This window comes from Streptomyces sp. NPDC028314 (assembly GCF_055565795.1).
The window spans coordinates 41,044-59,713 of sequence record NZ_JBVHTP010000024.1; the positions used below are offsets into that span (position 1 = coordinate 41,044).

General features: G+C 73.1%; 19 protein-coding genes. 10 read left to right on the forward strand and 9 right to left on the reverse strand.

The genetic code is table 11. The features are described 5' to 3' along the window. The first annotated feature begins 6 nt into the window (after positions 1 to 6). The gene (locus ACZ4TG_RS36850; protein ID WP_468172351.1) at positions 7 to 984 is read left to right on the forward strand and encodes an acyl-ACP desaturase; all 978 of its coding nucleotides are present in this window, start codon (positions 7 to 9) and stop codon (positions 982 to 984) included. Between the two features lie 122 nt (positions 985 to 1,106). Here ACZ4TG_RS36850 and ACZ4TG_RS36855 read toward each other — a convergent pair whose 3' ends face one another. Beyond that, the gene (locus tag ACZ4TG_RS36855; RefSeq protein WP_468172354.1) at positions 1,107 to 4,394 is read right to left on the reverse strand and encodes an AfsR/SARP family transcriptional regulator; all 3,288 of its coding nucleotides are present in this window, start codon (positions 4,392 to 4,394) and stop codon (positions 1,107 to 1,109) included. Between the two features lie 165 nt (positions 4,395 to 4,559). On the opposite strand from ACZ4TG_RS36855, the gene ACZ4TG_RS36860 reads away from it, so the two are divergent. After that, positions 4,560 to 5,309, forward strand: a complete 750-nt coding sequence (locus tag ACZ4TG_RS36860) for an SDR family oxidoreductase (protein WP_468172357.1) — start codon at positions 4,560 to 4,562, stop codon at positions 5,307 to 5,309. A gap of 221 nt (positions 5,310 to 5,530) precedes the next feature. After that, positions 5,531 to 6,160 carry an NAD(P)H oxidoreductase gene (locus tag ACZ4TG_RS36865; RefSeq protein ID WP_468172360.1) on the forward strand — a complete coding sequence of 210 codons (630 nt, stop codon included), beginning with the start codon at positions 5,531 to 5,533 and terminating at the stop codon, positions 6,158 to 6,160. A 250-nt stretch (positions 6,161 to 6,410) separates the two neighbouring features. Here the strand turns inward: ACZ4TG_RS36865 and ACZ4TG_RS36870 are convergent, their stop codons facing one another. Further along, a complete protein-coding gene (locus ACZ4TG_RS36870; RefSeq protein WP_468172363.1) occupies positions 6,411 to 6,833 on the reverse strand; it encodes a MarR family winged helix-turn-helix transcriptional regulator in 423 nt (140 codons plus the stop codon). A 162-nt stretch (positions 6,834 to 6,995) separates the two neighbouring features. On the opposite strand from ACZ4TG_RS36870, the gene eno reads away from it, so the two are divergent. Further along, entirely contained in the window at positions 6,996 to 8,303 is a 1,308-nt protein-coding gene (gene eno, locus ACZ4TG_RS36875) for a phosphopyruvate hydratase (RefSeq protein ID WP_468172366.1), read from the forward strand. A 101-nt stretch (positions 8,304 to 8,404) separates the two neighbouring features. Here the strand turns inward: eno and ACZ4TG_RS36880 are convergent, their stop codons facing one another. The 7 genes from ACZ4TG_RS36880 to ACZ4TG_RS36910 all read right to left on the reverse strand — a co-directional run bounded on the left by ACZ4TG_RS36880 (position 8,405) and on the right by ACZ4TG_RS36910 (position 14,569). Next, a complete protein-coding gene (locus ACZ4TG_RS36880; RefSeq protein WP_468172483.1) occupies positions 8,405 to 8,863 on the reverse strand; it encodes a carboxymuconolactone decarboxylase family protein in 459 nt (152 codons plus the stop codon). Positions 8,864 to 9,065: 202 nt separating this feature from the next. Further along, positions 9,066 to 10,610, reverse strand: coding sequence for an MFS transporter (locus tag ACZ4TG_RS36885; RefSeq protein ID WP_468172369.1), 1,545 nt, complete (start codon positions 10,608 to 10,610; stop codon positions 9,066 to 9,068). Positions 10,611 to 10,796: 186 nt separating this feature from the next. Next, positions 10,797 to 11,876, reverse strand: coding sequence for a saccharopine dehydrogenase (locus ACZ4TG_RS36890; protein WP_468172372.1), 1,080 nt, complete (start codon positions 11,874 to 11,876; stop codon positions 10,797 to 10,799). A 219-nt stretch (positions 11,877 to 12,095) separates the two neighbouring features. Continuing rightward, positions 12,096 to 12,308, reverse strand: a complete 213-nt coding sequence (locus tag ACZ4TG_RS36895) for a hypothetical protein (RefSeq protein WP_468172375.1) — start codon at positions 12,306 to 12,308, stop codon at positions 12,096 to 12,098. Then, positions 12,305 to 13,249: a cytochrome P450 family protein gene (locus ACZ4TG_RS36900; RefSeq protein WP_468172378.1), complete on the reverse strand. Its 945-nt coding sequence runs from the start codon at positions 13,247 to 13,249 to the stop codon at positions 12,305 to 12,307. Before ACZ4TG_RS36900 ends, ACZ4TG_RS36895 begins: the two co-directional genes overlap by 4 nt. A gap of 1 nt (position 13,250) precedes the next feature. Beyond that, positions 13,251 to 14,126, reverse strand: coding sequence for an isocitrate lyase/PEP mutase family protein (locus tag ACZ4TG_RS36905; RefSeq protein WP_468172381.1), 876 nt, complete (start codon positions 14,124 to 14,126; stop codon positions 13,251 to 13,253). A 95-nt stretch (positions 14,127 to 14,221) separates the two neighbouring features. Further along, complete coding sequence (locus tag ACZ4TG_RS36910; protein ID WP_468159843.1) at positions 14,222 to 14,569, reverse strand: DoxX family protein; 348 nt, start codon at positions 14,567 to 14,569, stop codon at positions 14,222 to 14,224. Positions 14,570 to 14,757: 188 nt separating this feature from the next. On the opposite strand from ACZ4TG_RS36910, the gene ACZ4TG_RS36915 reads away from it, so the two are divergent. The 6 genes from ACZ4TG_RS36915 (at position 14,758) to ACZ4TG_RS36940 (ending at position 18,623) form a co-directional block, all read left to right on the forward strand. Then, entirely contained in the window at positions 14,758 to 15,033 is a 276-nt protein-coding gene (locus tag ACZ4TG_RS36915; RefSeq protein ID WP_468172384.1) for a hypothetical protein, read from the forward strand. A 106-nt stretch (positions 15,034 to 15,139) separates the two neighbouring features. Then, a complete protein-coding gene (locus ACZ4TG_RS36920; RefSeq protein ID WP_468172387.1) occupies positions 15,140 to 15,451 on the forward strand; it encodes a site-specific integrase in 312 nt (103 codons plus the stop codon). A 603-nt stretch (positions 15,452 to 16,054) separates the two neighbouring features. Then, entirely contained in the window at positions 16,055 to 16,495 is a 441-nt protein-coding gene (locus ACZ4TG_RS36925; protein ID WP_468172390.1) for a hypothetical protein, read from the forward strand. A 70-nt stretch (positions 16,496 to 16,565) separates the two neighbouring features. Next, on the forward strand, positions 16,566 to 16,829 hold the full coding sequence (locus ACZ4TG_RS36930) for a hypothetical protein (RefSeq protein ID WP_468172393.1): 264 nt from the start codon (positions 16,566 to 16,568) through the stop codon (positions 16,827 to 16,829). Continuing rightward, complete coding sequence (locus ACZ4TG_RS36935; protein ID WP_468172396.1) at positions 16,822 to 17,754, forward strand: ABC transporter ATP-binding protein; 933 nt, start codon at positions 16,822 to 16,824, stop codon at positions 17,752 to 17,754. Before ACZ4TG_RS36930 ends, ACZ4TG_RS36935 begins: the two co-directional genes overlap by 8 nt. Continuing rightward, positions 17,751 to 18,623: a hypothetical protein gene (locus ACZ4TG_RS36940; RefSeq protein WP_468172399.1), complete on the forward strand. Its 873-nt coding sequence runs from the start codon at positions 17,751 to 17,753 to the stop codon at positions 18,621 to 18,623. Before ACZ4TG_RS36935 ends, ACZ4TG_RS36940 begins: the two co-directional genes overlap by 4 nt. Positions 18,624 to 18,670: the final 47 nt, after the last annotated feature.

Here is an 18,670-nt window from a genome sequence, read left to right on the forward strand (position 1 = left end):
CATGACATGGCACCGATCGACCGTTCCGACCGTTCCGCCGTACGCGCCGAGCACGTCCTGCTGGGCGACCTCCAGCCGGTGGTGGAGGAGAACCTCAACCGCCACCTGGAGGTCACCAAGGAGTGGTTCCCGCACGAGTACGTCCCCTGGGGCCAGGGCCGTGACTTCGAGGGACCCCTCGGCGGTGAGGCGTGGGCACCCGAGGAGGCCACCCTCCCCGATGTGGCGCGCACCTCGCTCGTGGTGAACCTGCTGACCGAGGACAACCTGCCCGGCTACCACTTCGCGGTCGCCCAGTTCGGCAAGGACGGGGCCTGGGGCAACTGGGTCAACCGCTGGACGGCCGAGGAGGCCAGGCACGGGATCGCCCTGCGCGACTACCTCCTGGTCACCCGGGCCGTGGACCCCCGGGCGCTGGAACGCGCCCGGATGGCGCACATGTCCACGGGGTACGAGCGCCCGGACGGATTCAGCGCGCTCCACGCGATCGCGTACGCGGCCTTCCAGGAGCTGGCCACCCGCATCTCGCACCGCAACACCGGCCAGGCCAGCGGCGACCCGGTGTGCGACGCGCTGCTCGCGCGCATCGCGGCGGACGAGAACCTGCACATGGTCTTCTACCGGAACCTGGTCGAGGCCGCGTTCGAGCTGGCTCCGGACACCACCATGGAGGTCGTCCGGGACGTGGTCACCGGCTTCGAGATGCCCGGCTCGACCATCAAGGACTTCGGCCGCAAGTCCGCGGAGATCGCCATCGCGGGCATCTACGACCTGCGGCTGCACCACGACAGCGTGGTCATGCCGGTCCTGCGCAAGCTGCGCGTCTTCGAACGGGAGGGGCTCGGCCCCGCCGGGGAGCAGGCCCGGATCGAACTCGCGCAGTTCGTCGGGAAGCTGGACAAGCAGGCCACCTCCTTCACCGACCGCCGCGAGGGCATCCGGGCCTCCCGCGCCAAGCGGGCGGCCGCCACCAAGGCCGCCTGAGCGGGGTACCGGTCCCCGGCTGAGCGGGGTACCGGTCCCCGGCTGAGCGGGTCCGCCGGACCGCGGGTGGGCCGGGTCCGCCGGACCGCGGGTGGGCGGGATCCGCCCGGACCGCGGGGCCCTCAGAACTCCCGGGCCACGTCCGCGGGCGGTAGCGCCGCGCCCCGGGCGAAGGCCGCTTCGAAGGCGGCCGGGCCCAGGGCGGCGCGGGCCGTGCCGGTGGTGCGGTCGACGTCGGCGCGTTCGGCCGGCGGCAGCGGTGCCCCGGCGGAGCGGCGGGCGGCGTCGGCGGCGCCCAGCAGCCCGGCGGATGCCGCGGGGTCCTCGGCGACCCGGGCCCCGGCGAGGCCTTCGAAGGCCAGGGCCAGGGCGCGCGGGTCCCCGGTGGTGCGGGCCATGGCGAGGCCCTCGCGCTGGAGGGCAAGCGCGGCCGTCAGGTCCCCGCGCAGCTCGGCGTTGTAGCCCAGCTCCGCCAGGACCAGCGCGTTGGCCCCGTCGAGGCCCACGGAGCTGTGCCAGTCCAGGACCCGGCGCATGTGCCGCTCCGCCCCCGGCAGGTCCCCCGCACGGCGGGCGCCGAGGCCCAGGCCCAGGACGGCGTTGATCTCCCCGGCCTGGAAGCCCTGTTCCGCGGCGAGCCGCCGGGAGCGTTCGTGGAGGTCCTGGGCGGCTTCGAGGTCACCGGTGAGCAGGGCGCTGCGGCCGAGGCCCGAGAGCAGGTCGGCGGCCTGGGTGGTCAGGCCGAGGTCCTCGGCCGTCTCCAGGCCCTCGCGGCGCAGCCGGGTGGCCTCGGGGTAGTCGCCGTGGATCTCCGCGAGGGAGGCCAGCGGGTAGACCGTCCACAGGCGGGCGGCGCCGTCGCCGAGTTCCTGGAAGAGGGCGGCGCTGCGGGCGGCGTCGCGGGCCGCTCCTTCGAGGTCTCCCTTGAGGAGCAGCTGCGAGGCCCGGTCGGCCAGGGCGGCCGCCGTGCCCCAGGTGTGGTCCAGGGCGGTGAAGCCGGTGAGGGCCTGTTCGGTGAGTTCCTGGCCGCCCGTCAGGTCGCCGGTGCCGCAGAGGGCGTGGGCGAGGAACCACCGCGCCCAGGAGTCCTCGTACGGCTCGCGGGCGCTCTCGGCGTGGGCGCCCAGCGCCTCGCGGATGCGGGCCGTACGGGAGCTGCCCTCCCCCGCCATGATCGCGAACCCGGTGTGCAGGACCCCGACGCGGGCGCGCAGTGCGGGCGCGGCCCCGCCCGGGGCGGCCAGGGCCGCTTCCAGGGAGCGGCGTCCCTCCCCGAGGCGGCCGCGCAGGATCCAGTACCAGGACAGCGCGGCGACCAGGCGCAGCGCGGCGTCGGCGGCCCCGGTGGCCAGGGCGTGGGCGAGGGCGGCGCGGAGGTTCGCGGCCTCGGTGTCGAGGCGTTCCATCCAGGCCCGCTGGCCGGCGGCCCGCAGCCGGGGGTCGGCCTGTTCGGCGAAGGCCAGGTGGTGGGCGAGGTGGCGGTCCCGTACGGGTCCCGACTCGGCGGCCTCTTCGAGGCGCTCGGTGCAGTACGCGGCCACCGACTCCAGCAGCCGGTAGCGGGGGCCGGCCGGGCCGGGGGTGAGGGCGACCAGCGAGCGGTCGACGAGGCGCGCGAGGAGGTCCAGTACCTCGGAGGGGCCGGTGTCCCCGTCCGCGCAGACCTCCTCCGCGGCCTCCAGGGTGCAGCCTTCGGCGTGGACGGCGAGGCGGCGCAGGACGGCCCGTTCGGGCCCGGTGAGCAGCTCCCAGCTCCAGTCGATGACGGCCCGCAGGGTCTGCTGGCGGGCCGGGGCGCCGCGGCGGCCGGAGCTCAGCAGCCGGAAGCGGTCGTCGAGGCGGTCCAGGAGGCGGCGTACGCCGAGCGCCCGGACGCGGGTCGCGGCGAGCTCCAGGGCGAGCGGGATGCCGTCGAGGCGGCGGCAGACGGCCTCGACGGCATCGGTGTTGTCGGCGTCGAGGACGAACCCGGGCGCGGTGGCGGCGGCGCGGGCCGTGAACAGCTCGACGGCGGCCTGGAGTTCCAGGGTCGGTACCGTCCACAGCGTCTCGCCGGCGAGGGCGAGCGGCTCCTGGCTGGTCGTCAGGATCCGCAGGCCGGGGGCGCTGCGCAGCAGCAGCTCGGCCAGGGCGGCCACCTCGTCGACGATGTGCTCGCAGTTGTCGAGTACGAGGAGCAGTTCGCGGTCGCGGAGGGTGCCGGCCAGGCGCCTGCCGGGGGTGAGGGCCTGCTGCGCGGTGGGGGGCACGCCCCAGACCACGTCGTCGCGGATGCCGAGGGCGGCGGCGATGGTGTCCGCCGCCTCTCCCCCGTCCTGGCGGACGCCCGCGAGCTCGACCAGCCAGACGCCGTCGCGGAAGGCGTGGCCGAGTCCGGCGGCGGTCTCGATGGCGAGGCGGGTCTTGCCCACGCCGCCCGGTCCGGTGAGCGTGACCAGGCGGCGGGTGGCGGTGAGTTCGCGGACGGCGGCCACGGCCTGGTCGCGGCCCACCAGCGGGGAGAGCGGGGCGGGCAGGTTGGTGCGGGGCCCGGGGGCGGGGGCGAGGCCGGGGGCGGCGGGCGCCTCGGGGTCCGCGGCGGGGGCGGGGGCGCCCGGGGCGAGGGCCTCCGGTGTACGGGCCGCAGGGAGTGCGCGGGCCCTGGGCGGTTCGGACGGGGCGGCCAGGGCGGGGTCCTGGTTCAGGATCGCCCGCTGGAGGGCGGCGAGGGCGGGGCTGGGGTCGAGACCGAGGTCCTCCGCGAGGCGGGCGCGCAGTTCCTCGTACCCGGCGAGCGCCTCGCTCTGGCGGCCCGAGCGGTAGAGGGCGCGCAGCTGGACGGCGCGCAGCCGCTCGCGCAGCGGGTGCCGTGCGACGAGCTCGGCCAGTTCACCGGCCAGGAGCGCGTGTTCGCCGAGGTCGAGGCGGGCTTCGGCCTGTTCCTCCAGGACCACGAGGCGTTCCTCCTCCAGGCGGTTGGCCGCGGCCCGGGTGAACGGCTCGTGCTCGAAGTCGGCGAAGGCGGGGCCGCGCCACACCGCGAGCGCGTCCGTGAACAGCGAGGCCCGTACGGACGGTTCGGCGCTGGCGCGGGCGCGGCTCGCGAACGCGGCGAAGGCGGCGCTGTCGAGGGCTGCGTCGGGGGGCGTCAGCGCGTAGCCGGGGGCCTGGGAGCGTACGAGGTCGCGGGCGCCGGGCTCGGCCTCGTCGAGGGCGCGGCGCAGCTGGGAGACCTTCGCCTGGAGGGCGCGGGTGGGGTTGCCGGGGGGTTCGTCGCCCCACAGGTCGTCGATGAGGCGGTGGGTGGCCACGGGGCGGCCGGCGTCCACCAGAAGGGAGGCGAGCAGGGTCCGCACCTTCAGTTCGGGAACCCTGACCGGAGTTCCGTCGGTCGTCCACACACCCAGATGTCCCAGTACCCCGAATCGCATGGCGTCACCGTAACCCCTGGTCCGAACAGGGCCGTAACAGAACCCGAGCCGGATCCGAAACGCCCGGGCGCACTCTGAATCACGTCGGAACCGCGAGGCGGCGAAGACGACGGTGAGCGTGTGACCGCGATGACGATGCGAAGACAATGACGAGGGAGCCCCGCCATGGGAAAGCTTGACGGCAAGACTGCACTGGTGACCGGTTCGAGCCGCGGTATCGGCCGGAGCATCGCCCTGGCGCTGGCCGCCGAAGGCGCACGGGTCGCCGTGCACTACGCGGGGAACGAGGCCGCGGCGAAGGAGACGGTGAACTCGATCGAGGCGGCGGGCGGGCAGGCGTTCGCGATCCGTGCCGAGCTGGGTCTGCCGGGTGACGCCGACGCGCTGTGGGCGGCCTTCGACGAGCACGCCGAGGGGCTGGACATCCTCGTGAACAACGCCGGCATCGCCGGTCCGGGGCTGATCCACGAGGTTTCCGAGGCCGATTACGACAAGGTCTTCGCGATCAACGCCAAGGCCCCCTTCTTCATCATCCAGAAGGGCCTGGACCGCCTGCGCGACGGCGGCCGCATCATCAACATCTCCTCCGGCGTCACCAAGGTCGCCTTCCCGGGCATGACCTCGTACGCGGCGAGCAAGGGCGCGGTGGAAGTCCTGACGCTGACCCTGGCCCAGACGCTCGGCTCGCGCCAGATCACCGTCAACGCGGTGTCGCCGGGGACGATCGAGACGGACATCCACCCGTGGATGGCCGACCCGGCCGCCAAGGCGCACGCCGCCGGCTTCTCGGTCTTCAACCGCGTCGGCCAGCCGGACGACGTCGCGGACGTGGTGGCCTTCCTGGCGACGGACGACGCCCGCTGGGTGACCGGCCAGAACATCGACGTCAGCGGCGGCTCCGGGATGGGGATCTGACGTTCCGACGGGCCGGGCCCGGCCGCCGCGACCCCCGTGCGGCGGCCGGGCCCGGCCTCGGGCCGCGGGCCTGAGCCTTGAGACTCGAAGCTCCAGGCCCCGGGCCTGAGCCTTGAGCCCCAGCCCCAGCCCCAGCCCCAGCCCCACCCCGGCCTCGGCGCCTTGACCGTTCGTCCCGTTACTCCCCCCTTCCCCCCTGCGTGCGCATTGGAGGCCGTCCCGTGTCCCGGACCCTGCTCGTACTGGCCCATCCCCGACACGACTCCCTGGCCGCGCAGGTCGCGGACCGCACCCGCCGCCGGCTGGAGGCGGCCGGGAGCTCCGTGGACCTGCTGGACCTGTACGCCGAGGGCTTCGACCCGCGGCTGACGCCGGTCGACGAACCCGACTGGCAGGACCGGGAGAAGCGGTACTCGCCCGAGGTGCACGAGCACATGCGGCGGATCGAGGCCGCCGACGAGCTGGTGGTGGTCTTCCCGGTGTGGTGGTTCGCGCCGCCGGCCATCGTGAAGGGCTGGATCGACCGGGTGTGGAACTACGGGTTCGCGTACGGGCGCAGCAAGCCCCGGCTCGCCGGGAAGCGGATGCTGTGGCTGGGCCTGGCCGGGCACTCGGCCGAGTACTACGCGCGGACCGGGCTCGGTGACGCGCTCGAACTCCAGCTCAAGGCCGGGGTCTCGGAGTTCTGCGGGCTCGGGGAGTCGGCGGTGCGGCTCCTGTACGGCACGGAGTTCTCCGGGATCCCGGAGGAACTGCGCGGGGCGCGGGCGCTGGAGGTGTTCGCGGCGGCGGACGCGGTGCTCTCGGACTTCGGCGTGGGGGCCGGAGCCGGGGCGGCGGTGCCCGCCTGAGCGGGGGGAGGTGGTGAGCGGCAGGGCCGGTGGGGATCGGCCCGTGCGCGGACGAGCGCGATGAGTCGGACCCGGTGGCACGCCTTGGAGGTGGACGTGCTGCCGGGTCTTTTCGCGCTGTCCGGCCGCGGCTACGGGCGGTGGCCGCGAGGCCCTGGCCTCCGAGGGCCCTGGCCCCCGAGAGCATGGCCCCCGAGGCTCGGGGGGCGCGTGCCGGGCGTCGCGACGGGGCGCACGCTGTCCGTCGGGCCTAGCGGGTGGCCAGCCGCTCCAGCAGGGCGGCGCTCCGTGCCAGCAGCGCCCGCTCCTCATCGGTGAGTTCGGCCTCGATGGCCTGCGCGAGCCAACCGGCCCTGCGGCCGCGCTCCGCTTCGAGCGCGGCCCGGCCGGCGTCCGACAGCTCGACCAGCGACTTGCGGCCGTCCGTGGGGTGCGCCCGGCGCGTGACCAGGTCCTGTTCCATGAGCAGCCCCACCGCCCGGGCCATCGACTGGGGACGTACGCGCTGATCGGCGGCGAGGTCGCTGGTGGTCATGGCGCCGTTGCGGTCGAGTGCGCCGAGCACGGCGGCCTGGCCCAGCGGGATGCGGTCCTCGTGCTTGACGCGTCGGGTGAGCTTGCCCATCGCGGTGCGCAGTTCGGTGGCGATGGCGGCGGCTTCCGAGGTGGGCATAGGGCACTTTACCCCGTTGGTCAGCAAAGCTGCGCAGCTGTTCTGTACAGCAATGCTGCACAGCCAAACTGAACAGCATTGCTGTAGGGTTTGGCTTGTCGGGCTCAGCGCCAGCGTTGTCGCAGCCAGGGGCACGGCATACGACAACGGGAAGGACCTCCCATGTCCGCAAAGGCAGTCGGAACCGTCGACGCCGCCATCGCGACCGTCACCGCCCGCCGGATCATCGACAGCCGGGGCAACCCCACGGTCGAGGTCGACGTCGTCCTGGCGGACGGGTCCCTGGGCCGCGCGGCCGTCCCCTCCGGCGCCTCCACCGGCGCCCGGGAGGCCGTGGAACTGCGCGACGCGGACTCCGCGCGCTGGCACGGCAAGGGCGTCGACCGCGCGGTGGCCCACGTCAACGGGGAGATCGCGGCGTCCGTGCGCGGCCGGGACGCGGCGGACCAGGCGGGTCTCGACGCCGCGCTGGTCGCCCTCGACGGCACCGCCACGAAGTCCCGGCTCGGCGCCAACGCGATCCTCGGCGTCTCCCTCGCCGCCGCCAAGGCCGCCGCGGCGGCCCACCGCCAGCCCCTCTACCGCTACCTCGGCGGCGCCGACGCCCACCTCCTGCCGCTGCCGATGATGAACATCGTCAACGGCGGTGCCCACGCCGACAATCCGCTGGACTTCCAGGAGTTCATGATCGCGCCCGTGGGCGCGGACACCTTCGCCGAAGCCGTCCGCATGGGCAGCGAGGTCTTCCACACCCTGCGCCGCGATCTGCTGGCCGCCGGCCACTCCACGGGCGTCGGCGACGAGGGCGGCTTCGCGCCGGCGCTGCGTACCGCCGAGGAGGCGCTCGACTTCGTGATGGCCGCCATCGAGCGCACCGGCTACCGCCCCGGCACGGACATCGGCCTGATCATGGACCCGGCGTCGTCGGAGTTCTTCCGCGACGGCGTGTACGACTACCGGGGTGAGGGAGTGCGCCGCACCCCCTCCGAGAACGCCGACTACCTGGCCAAGCTCATCGACGCCTACCCGGTGCTCTCCATCGAGGACCCGATGGCGGAGAACGACTGGGACGGCTGGCGCGAGCTGACCGCCCACGTGGGCGACCGCTGCCAGCTCACGGGCGACGACCTGTTCTGCACCAACGAGACCCTGCTGCACGAGGGCATCCGTACCGGCGCCGGCAACTCGGTCCTGATCAAGGTCAACCAGATCGGCACCCTGACCGAGGCGCTGGCCACGGTGGCCACGGCCCACCAGGCGGGCTGGACGGCCGTCATGTCGCACCGCTCGGGCGAGACGGAGGACACCACCATCGCGGATCTGGCGGTGGCGACCGGCTGCGGTCAGATCAAGACCGGCTCGCTCTCCCGCTCCGACCGCACGGCGAAGTACAACCAACTGATCCGGATCGAAGAGGAGTTGGGCGACTCGGCGCGCTTCGCCGGCCGCTCCGCACTGCGTCGGGCGTGAACAGCAGGCGGAGCCGGCCGGTGCCGGACCGGGCATCGTTCGCCCCGTCGTGACGGGACGCGCTGCCCGGGTTCCGTTCCGGGCGGCGCGTGGCCGTCATTTCAGGTCCACTGCTCGGTGGGCTTGCGGCCCGGGAGCGGCTTGCCGATGACGGCCAGCGGAATGAAGAAGTTGACCTGGCCGATGGCTATCGCCAGCGTGGCCAGCGCCTTCTCGTCGTAGTGCGCGGCGACCTCCGCGTACAGCTCGTCGGAGACCCGCTCGCCCCGCTCCGACGGCTGGATCACGGCCTCCAGCAGGGCCAGCGCCGCCCGCTCGGCCGCGGTGAAGTACGGGGCGTCGCTCCAGGACGCCACCGCCGTGATCCGCTCCTCGCTCTCCCCGGCCTTCCGCAGGCTGGTCGAGTGCATGCTCGTCAGGTAGGTGTTGCCGACGATCTGGCCGGCCCGCAGCTGGATCAGGCCGATGGTGGCGCGGGGCACCGAGCGGTTTCCGGTGGCCCGGTAGAGGGCCGCGCCGATGTCCGCGAGCTCGGGGACCAGGTCCTGCGGGTTGGGCATCCGGGAGGCGGGGGCGGCGGCGACGGTGTCCTGCGCGGTGGTCTGCTGGGCGGCGGTCTGCTGGGCGTCCATGGCGGGTTCCTTCCGGGTCCTTCACGTTGCTGTCATAGCTCTGACGGACCGCGCCGGACGGATGTGACCGGTCGCCGGAAACTCTTTCGGCGGAGTTTCCGGCGGGACCGGCGCACCGCCCCGTCCGCCCCTATGCGCCGCTGCCGATCGGCCGGACGTGCCGCAGGAGCGTGCCGACCGCCAGGGCCGTGGCCACCGCCAGCACAGCGCTGACCAGGGAGGCCGTGTGGAAACCCGAGGTGAAGGCGTCCCGGGCCGCGGCCAGCAGGTCGGAGGCCAGGGCTTCGGGCAGGCGGGTGGCGGCGTCCGTGGCACCGCCGAAGGTGTCCTGAGCCGCGGTCAGGGCGTCGGCGGGCAGGCCCGCCGGGGCGTCCGAGGCCACGTCGTCTCGGTAGACGGCGACGGCGATGCTGCCGGTGCCCGCGATGCCCAGGGCCAGGCCCAGGTCGTACGCCGTCTGCCCGGTGGCCGCCGCCGAACCGGCCTTCTCCGCCGGAGCCGAACCGACCGCGAGCGCGGTACCGAGCACGCTGATCGGGGCGATCCCGAGCATCACCAGGGCCAGGGCCGCGGAGACCACCACCACGCCGTCCGTCGTGGCCAGCCAGAAGCCGGCGAGCGTGACCGCCAGGCCGCCCAGGATGACGGTCGCCGGGCGGACGCGGCGGGCGAGGACCGGGGTCAGCTGGGAGCCGATGACCAGCCCCGCCGCTCCGGGCAGCAGCCACAGGCCCGCGACGAGCGGGGAGAGGCCGCCGATGGCCAGCAGGTACTGCGGGACGAGGTACTCGATGCCGTTGAGCGCCATCATGCCGAGCAGCAGGGTCAGCAGTGCGCCGGTGAAGGCCCGGTTGGCGAAGAGCCGCAGGTCGAGGAGGGGGGTGGCCAGGCTGCGCTGGCGGCGTACGAACAGGAGCGTGAAGCCCGCGCCGACCGCGATCGCCGTCAGGTACGCGAGCTCGGGGCCGAACTCGGCCAGCTTCTTCACTCCGTACACGGCGGGCAGGACCGAGAGCAGGAACAGCACGACGCTGAGCAGGTCGATGCGCCCGGCCGACGGGTCGCGGTATTCGGGGAGCAGCAGGGGTGCCAGGAGGACGACCGGGACCATGACCGGGACGCCCAGCAGGAAGACCGAGCCCCACCAGAAGCTGTCCAGCAGCACCCCGCCGATGACCGGGCCGATCGCGATGCCGACCGACAGCGCGGAGACCCACATGGCGATGGCGGTGGCCCGCTGCCGGGCGTCGGTGAACATGTGGCTGATCAGCGCGAGGGTCGACGGGAGCACGGCGGCCCCGGCCACGCCCAGCAGCGCGCGGGCCACGATCAGCATCTGCGGGCCGGTGGCGTACGCGGCGAGCAGCGAGGCGGCGATCACCCCGGCCGAACCGGCGAGCAGGAGCTTGCGGCGGCCGATGCGGTCGCCCAGGGTGCCCATGATCACCAGGAAGCCGGCGGTCATGAACCCGTACATGTCCGTGGTCCAGAGCAGCTGGCTGCTGGAGGGGTGCAGGTCGGCGGTCAGGTAGGGGGTGGCCAGCCAGAGCACGCCCAGGTCGGCCGTCATCAGGGTCACGGGGAGGAGGAGCACCGCGAGGCCCAGCCACTGGCGCGGGCCGGCCTTCTTCAGGAGCGACTCGGAGTCCTCGGAGATCTGCGTCGTCGAAGTCATACGAGGACTGTGCGGGGCGGTGTTTCGGATTCGGCTCGGGTGGAGTTCCGGTCGTGTTCGGTCCCGGCGGGCGGGCGGGTCTCCGGCCCGGCTCCGGCCTGCCTCCGGCCTGGCCCAGGCATGGCTCACGCCCGGCCGGGCGGTGCGGAGCGGGACCCGGCCGGCGGGGCCCGCTCCGCTGCCGGGTCAGGGGGTGGTGGGCAGGGGTGCCTGGGAGCGGACCGCCGAGTCGAAGGTGTGCAGGGCGCGGGACCAGACGCCGTCCCAGTCGGCCAGGCGCAGCAGCTGCGGGGCGAGTTCGGCGGAGAAGGCGACGGTGGCCTCGACCGGGAGGAGGGAGGGGAGGTTGTCGATGGCGATCAGGTCGAGGGGGGCGGCGCCCGCGGTGAGGGTGCGTACGGGCCGGTCCCAGGTGGTGGTCTCGTCGTAGACCGGCAGCACGTTGCACTCGGAGGTGACGTCGCAGGTGACGTCCGAGACGAGGGAGAGCCGGCGACCGGGGTCGTCCAGGTCGGCCTTGGTGAGGAACGGAGGGACGGGCGTGGTCGTGAGCACCGTGTTGACCATGAGGTCGTGCCCGAGGAGCGCGGCGCGGTCGATCTCGCGGGTCTCGGCCAGGTCCCAGCGCGTGGGGGTGAACCCGGCCAGGGTCAGTGCGTCGCAGGCGCCGCGGCCGCTGCGGCCGAGGGCGCCGATGACGAGGGCGGTGCCGTCCGCGGGGTCCGCCCCACCCTGGACGCCCGGGGCGAGCAGGGCGTCCAGGGTGGGGCGGTCCGTCGGGCTCAGGGGGGTGGTCAGCCGTCCCCGGCGGTGCAGGACGGCCAGGGCCGCGCCCACGTACCCGGCCCAGTAGCCGAACGCCGCGACGCGGCGGCCGGCTTCGTCGGTGAGGTACTCCATGTCGAGCAGGGCTCCGCCGCCGGCGGTGAAGCGCGAGAGGAGCTCGCGGGCGCCGGCCTGGCCCTTGTAGGCGTGTCCGAAGTAGATGTGGCGGTGGCGCAGGGCGGGGGCGTCCGGGCCGGCGGGGAGTTCCTTGAGGCCGAGGACGTAGGCCTCGGCCGGCGCGGTGTGCCAGGAGGCGGTGGGGGCGGTGTCGCAGCCGGCGGCGGCGTAGTCGGCGAGGGGGAACGCGCGCTGCTGCGAGGCCTCGACGGTGATCCGGAAGCCGGCCCGGACGAGGGCTGCGGCGTCGGCGGGGGTGAGGGGGGCGCGGCGTTCGGTGGTGCGGGACTCGTGTCGCATCCAGAGGTGCGGGGTATTCGGCATGAGGGGGTTTGTCCTGTCTGGGCGTGCGGGTGGCAGACGCCCGGCCGTCGTGCGGCGCCGGGCGTACGGGCCCCCGCTCGTGCCCTGCCCCAGGGCCGCGGCCCGAAGGCCGGCGGGGCCCTCGTCCGGGCCGGCCGTGCCGCCGTACGGGCCTTGCGGGGTGTGGTGCCCCGGGCCCGCCCGGTCGGCGCAGCCGGGTGGCCGGGCCGAGCGGTCCCGCTACGGCGCCGCCGGATCCGGGGCGGAGCACCGGGTGGCGGGCCGGAGGTACGGGATGCGGGCGTTGGCCAGGGGGCGGTACGTCGGGGTGTCCGTAGGGGACAAGCCTGCCGTGCGGAGTTCGGTGACGATGGCGGCGGCGAGGGCCACCGCGAGAGCCTCACCCGGGCAGCGGTGGGCCGATGCGCCGAAGGTGAAGACGGCCGGATTCACCCGCCCGGGTTGCAGGACGTGTGGATCCGGGTTGACGGCCGGGTCGCGGTTCGCGGCGGCGAGGACCACCAGGATCTGCTGCCCGGGTGCCACCTCGGAGCCGGCGTGGAGGAACGGTTCGGCGGCGAAGCGGCGGGTGTTCTGGACCGGGGCGTCGTGGCGGCGACCTCCCGCACGAGCGCCCCGACGTCGGAGCCGGCCGCTCCCCTGGCCAGGGCGACCAGGGTGTTGCCGACCAGGCCGGCAGTGGCGTCGTACGTCTGGGACAGGAACCCGACCGCGTTCGACAGCAGCGGCGCCAGGTGCGGCCAGGACACCCGGTCGGCGGCGCGGACCAGCTCCGCGAGGAGCCCGGCGCCCTCGCCGGTGAGCCCGGGCCGCAGGAGTTCGCGGAGTCGGCCCGCCGCCTCGGCCGCCGCCTGCTGCTGTGCGGAGGTCGCGGACGCCGGTATGCACTGGACGAAGTCACCGATCGCGCGGGCCGCCTCCCGGTCCGCACCGTCGGTCAGGCCGCTCAGCGCGGCCACGACCCGTGCCGGGACCCCGAACATCAGCTCCTCGTACGGGGCTTCGCCGCCCTCCGCCAGCACCTCGCGGGCGAACCGGCCGGCCAGCCGGGCCGCGTACGCGGTGTCGGACCGGGCCAGGGCGTCGGCCACCACCGTCTTGAGGCGGCCCTGCACGGTGCCGTCCGTCATCCGGACCAGGTCCCCGAACACCTCGCCCGCGGGGGTTCCGGCGATCCCCGCCGGGACGGGCTCCGCCGGTGGCCGCACCCGCAGCCCGGCGCCGCCCAGCACCGCGCGCACGGCCGCAGCGTCGGCCGCCACCCAGGCCTGCAGGGCCTCGTCGTAGGCGAAGGGGCGCTCGGCCACCAGGCGGGCGTAGTACGGATAGGGGTCCGGCAGCCGGACCGCCTCGATCGGCGTGGCGGCGGTCACCTCAGGCACCTCGCCCCGGGACGGGGGCGGCGGGGGCCAGCAGCGCGTTGGCCTCGGCGTAGGGGACGGCGTCCGCGCCGAAGCCGAAGGTGCCGGACTCGGTGATCTCCCGCGCGGCCCGGACGAACGCGCCGAGGGCGGCGCGGGACAGCGCGGATCCGGTGCTGATGCGGCGTACGCCGAGGGCCCCGAGGTCGGCGACGGACAGCTTCAGGGCGCCGCCCATGAGGACGTTCACGGGCCGCTCGACGGCGGAGCAGACGGCGCGGATCGCCTCGGCGTCGGGCAGGGCCGGGGCGTAGAGCACGTCGGCGCCGGCGGCCTCGTACGCCTGGAGGCGGCGGATGGTGTCGTCGAGGTCGGGGCGGCCCTGGAAGAAGTTCTCGGCGCGGGCCGTGACGGTGAAGGGGAAGTCCAGCCCCTGTGCCGCCTCCACGGCGGCCGCCACCCTCTCCACCGCTTCGCCGAGCGGCCGCACGGGGTCCTCGTCGCGGCCCGTGGAGTCCTCGATGGAACCGCCGACCAGGCCGGCGGCAGCGGCGAGCCGGATCGTCTCGGCGACGTCCTCGGGCCGTTCCCCGAAGCCGCTCTCCAGGTCGGCGGTGACGGGCAGGCCGCCGGCTTCGACGATCGTGGCGGCGTTGGCCAGGAGTTCGGCGCGGCTGACCTGGTTCGCCCCGTCGGGGCGGCCGAGGCTGTGGGCCAGGCCCGCGCCGGTGGTGGCGAGGGCGGCGAATCCGAGACCGGCCAGGATGCGGGCGGTGCCCGCGTCCCAGGGGTTGGGGACGACGAAGGGGGCGCTGCCAACGTGCAGGTCGCGGAAGGCGACGGCGTGCTGGTACTGGGTGGCGGCGGTGGTGCGGTTCATGGGGCTCATGGGGTCCTCGATGGCTCCGTCGTCCTGGTGATCTGATCGGCTCAACGTACTCATCACCAGGCCGAGTTGCCCCGCGGCTGCCTCCCGCGCGTCGCTCAGAGCGCGTAGCCGAGGGCGAAGGCGGCGGCGACGGGAGCCAGGTAGATGACCGGGAAGGGGATGTGGGCGTACGAGCGGGCCTTGATCACGGTGACGACGGCGCCGAGGTAGTACAGGACCAGTCCGATCCCGGCGGCGATGCCGATGACGGGGACGAACAGGCCCACGATCAGGCCGATCGCGCCCAGGGCCTTGGCGGCGCCGAGCGGGGTCCACCAGGCCTTCGGGACGCGGTACTCCTCCATGGCCTCCACGACCCACTTGGCCCGCGAGAGCAGCGAGTACCCCGAGAAGCCCGACATGGCGGCGGCGACGACGGCGACGACGGTGGCGGCGGTGTTCATCAGAAGAGCTCCTCATCAAGCGCTGCCCGCCCCTTGCGGCGGGTTCACTGACATGACCCGCCGCATCCCACCCGTGTGACAGAACCCGGAAAAAAACTTTTCCCCTCGCTGCGACGCACCTTCGCCGGGGCCGACTGGCGCTGTGCCGGGCAGGGCGGCTCAGGCAAGGTCCGGGAGAAACGGCCTGGTTGGGGCCGCTCCACCGCTCGATGCCGATCGTCGGGTCGCAGGCGATCCAGCCAGCGCCCGGCGCCCCGGACCGCACGAAGGCCCTCGCGGAGAACCAGATCGCAGCCCTGTGGCGCCTGGACGTCTCGCTGCGCAAGAAGACGCTCTGGAAGATGCTCTACGAATCGGCGGCCCGGGCGGAGGAGATCCTGTGCCTGAACATGGAGGACCTGCACCCGGGCGACAAGCGCGGCCGAACCCTGGCCAAGGGTGGGGCGACCGAGTGGATCCACTGACAGTCGGGCGCCGCCCAGTTTCTGCCCCGCCTGATCGCCGGCCGCAGCCGCCGGCCCGCTGTTCCTCACCGGCCGCAAGGCGCCCGCCGGAACGCCCACCCTGGACGTGTGCCCCGAGACGGCCCAGGCGCGGCTGTCCTACCGCCGGGCGGAAGAGATCTTCGAGGAGAACACCCGGCTGCTGGCCAACCCGCTGGCCTCGCCCGAGGACGTCGAGGACCTGGACGGCTGGACCCTGCACCGGATCCGGCACTCCGCCCTCACCCACGACGCCGAGGGCGGCACCTCCACCCCGATGCTGCTGGCCCGCTCCCGTCACGCCTCCGTCCGGTCCCTGGAGCGGTACGCCCGTCCCGGCGTCGACGCGGTCGCCGGGCACGTCGCAGCCCCAGACCCGGCTGCACGACGGAAGCGCTGACGGGATCCCGACCCGCTTGAGTCGTACAGGGAATGAATTGCGTCAAGGAAATACCGTTTCGCGCCAGCACACCGGCATGAGCGGCGAACGCCAGGCCCGCAATGAGCCGTTACTGGTTTATTCGCATGGGGGGGCTGAATCGATGCGATCCAGCCCTTGTTTCTGCAGGAATTATCGGTCCGAAACTGCTGGTCTGTCGATCCAAAACGAGAGCATTGCCCCTGGTCAGAGCGCCACACGTAGGAACCCGAAGAGTTTCGGTTCCATGCAGATTGTTTTGCGACGCGCTGGCCGATAGTATCGGCCGTGCACGGCCGTCTGGAGCTAACCAGGCTCGACAGGTTCTGTTTTGAGTGAGTGTCAGCACCCTTGAAACAAAGGGATTCCATGGCGTGTCGCCCATGACTTTGTTCACCGTGCTCGCCAATTGATCAGACGCAGAGCTGCGGGATACGTTCCTTGAGCACGCCCCGGCCAGACCAACCGGGTCGGTATACGGGGAGAATCAACGGGGAAGAAGACCGCGGGGGCACCGGTTTTGCTTGGAACCATCGCCTGTGCTCCTGCATGCCTTCTTCCCCGGCTACGCACCTAGGAGTGTACGTGAAGCGCACTACTCTGCGCGCTGCCGGTGTCTCGGCGCTCGCTGCTGTTGCTTTCGGAATCGCCGTGCCCGCGGCCAGCGCTGCCACTGAGGCACCGGTCCGGACCGTCGCGACGGTTCAGACGGCCGATGTCCAGCCGACGGGCTCGTTGTCGCTGTCCACGGCCGGCAGCACCGAAGCGCCGGCCGTCGGTGGCCCCTCGAACGGTGAGGCATCGGAGGCTGGCGCCGGCAAGCTGGTCAAGGCCGCATGGGAGGCCATCAAGAAGTCCGGTCTGGCGAAGAAGGCCTGGGAAGCTGCGAAGAAGGGCCAGGGCGCCTTCGTCGACTGGGTCAACAGCCTGTCGAACTTCAACCCGGCGAAGTGGGCCATCAAGGCCCTGCCGGGCTACGCCATGCAGGAGCTCATCGACTACATCCTGAGCAACTTCACCGGCTGATCCACCCCCTGCCCGCCGGGGGAAAACCCTCCCGGCGGGCGGGGTCCGTCCCCATCTGAAAGGTGAATGCGTGGCTCTGACCCGCGAGACAGTCGTACGCAATCTGTGGGCGTCGTCGGCGCTGTTCGTCACCACCGCCTTCATCGCCTTCGTCGTGGTGCGTTCGGACACGGCGGTCCGTGTCGGCTGGATGCTCTACTTCGCAGGCTGGCTGCCACCGCTCGCGGCGCTGGCCATATGCGTGGCCCGCAGGGACCGCCCGGGCGCCGGGGGCGCCTTCGCACTGGCCGTACTCGTCGCCTTCGGTCTCCTGTTCTGGCTCAACCATGCCTGACCGGCCCCCCACCGCAGCAGACACCGGCGGGCCGGACGCTGTGCGTGCCGAGGGCCTGACGTGGCAGCACAGAGGCAAGCGGATCGTCGACGACGTCCACCTGAACGTTCCGGCAGGGGTGGTGACCGGCTTCCTCGGGGCGAACGGCGCGGGGAAGACGACCACCCTGCGCCTGATGCTCGGGCTGACAGCGGGCAAGGGAACCACGACGTACTTCGGGCGCCCCCTGACGGAGTGGCGAGACCCGGCCAAGGTCGTCGGCGTGGTGATGGGCGGTGTCGCGGGGCACCCCCGGCACACGCTCACCGCACATCTGCGCATGGTCGCGGCCGGCGCCGGTGTGCCCGACAGCAAGGTGCCCGAAGTCATCGAGCGGGTGGGCCTCACCGCCACAGCGGACAAGCGTCTCGAAGCGTTGTCCCTGGGCATGGCGCAGCGAGCTGGGATCGCCCAGGCACTGCTGGGCGATCCGGCCGTGTTCTTTCTTGACGAACCGGCCAACGGGCTCGACCCCCACTCGATCCGCTGGCTGCGCGACACCCTCCGACAGCTCGCGGGCGAGGGCAAGGCGGTACTCGTCTCCAGTCACCTGCTCGCCGAGATGCAGCAGCTCGCCGACCGTGTCGTCGTCCTCGCTCGAGGACGCGTCGTGGCAGAGACTTCGATTGAGGACCTGGCCCGCCGCGGAGCCCAGGTGACCGTCCAGAGTCCCCGCGTTGGCGAACTTGCGGAGCCCGTAAAGCAGCTGGACGGCACCTTCCAGCTCCTGGACGACGGCAGGGCCGCAATCCGGGGGGTCACCCGGTTCCAGGTCGGTGACCTCGCCGCCGCACGAGGCATCCCCGTCCACTGGCTCGACGAACAGGCACCCTCCCTGGAGGACTACTACCTGTCGGTGGCCGAAGAGGAGTACCGGATTTCATGAGCTGGCCAACGCCCGCCCTGGATACCAGCCTGATCCCGGTCACGCGGGCCATCGCACTACGGCGCGCTGTGGGCTACGAGTGGCGCCATCTCTCTGCTCTGCGCTCCACCTGGATTCTTCTGGGAGCCATCGCGGCACTGAGCCTCATCGCCGGCCTGAGCGCGCCCATCGGCCTGGCCCCCGGCACAGCTCCGTCCTCCTGGTCGATGGTGACCGCGTTCCAGATGGACGCCATCTCAATGCAGCTACCCCTCAGTGCCCTCCTCCTCCTGCCTCTGGCGACCGGTCCGGTCGCCACGGAGCTCTCGCGCGGAACGGCCCGCACGACATGGCTCACCCTGGCCAGCCGCCGTATCGCGTTCGCAGCCAAACTCATGGTCGGCGGGGGGATCGGAGCCCTGAGCGCACTGGGCGGAGCGGTACTGGTCGCCCTGTCCGCAACGGTTGTCCTGGCATTGAGCGGCAAAACGCAGCCCGAATGGGCCCAGACCCTTCCCGGGCTGCTCGGATACACGATCTTCATGGCCTGCTGGCCGGTCATCGCGGCCTCAGCCGTCGCCCTGGTCCGCAACCGTGTCGCGGCCGCACTGCTGCTGATCCTGTGGCCGCTGCTCGGCGAACGCATCGCAGGCATCCTGCTACGCCTCGTACCGGGTTTGGAAGCCCTCGCGGGCTGGCTTCCGTTCGGCGCCGGCCGCGCAGCGATGGCAGCGAGCACCAATGCGCTGCCCGAGACAGACCGCGCCCTGGTGGAGGCTTTCGTCGGGAGTGATCTTTCAACCGGCATGGGAGCCGCGGTATTCATCGGCTTCACCACCCTCATGGCTGCTCTCGGCGCATGGTCGTACATCAAGAAGGACGCACGCTAGAACGACCCCACAGCCCGTCGTGATCACTACGCGTGCAGGCATGACCT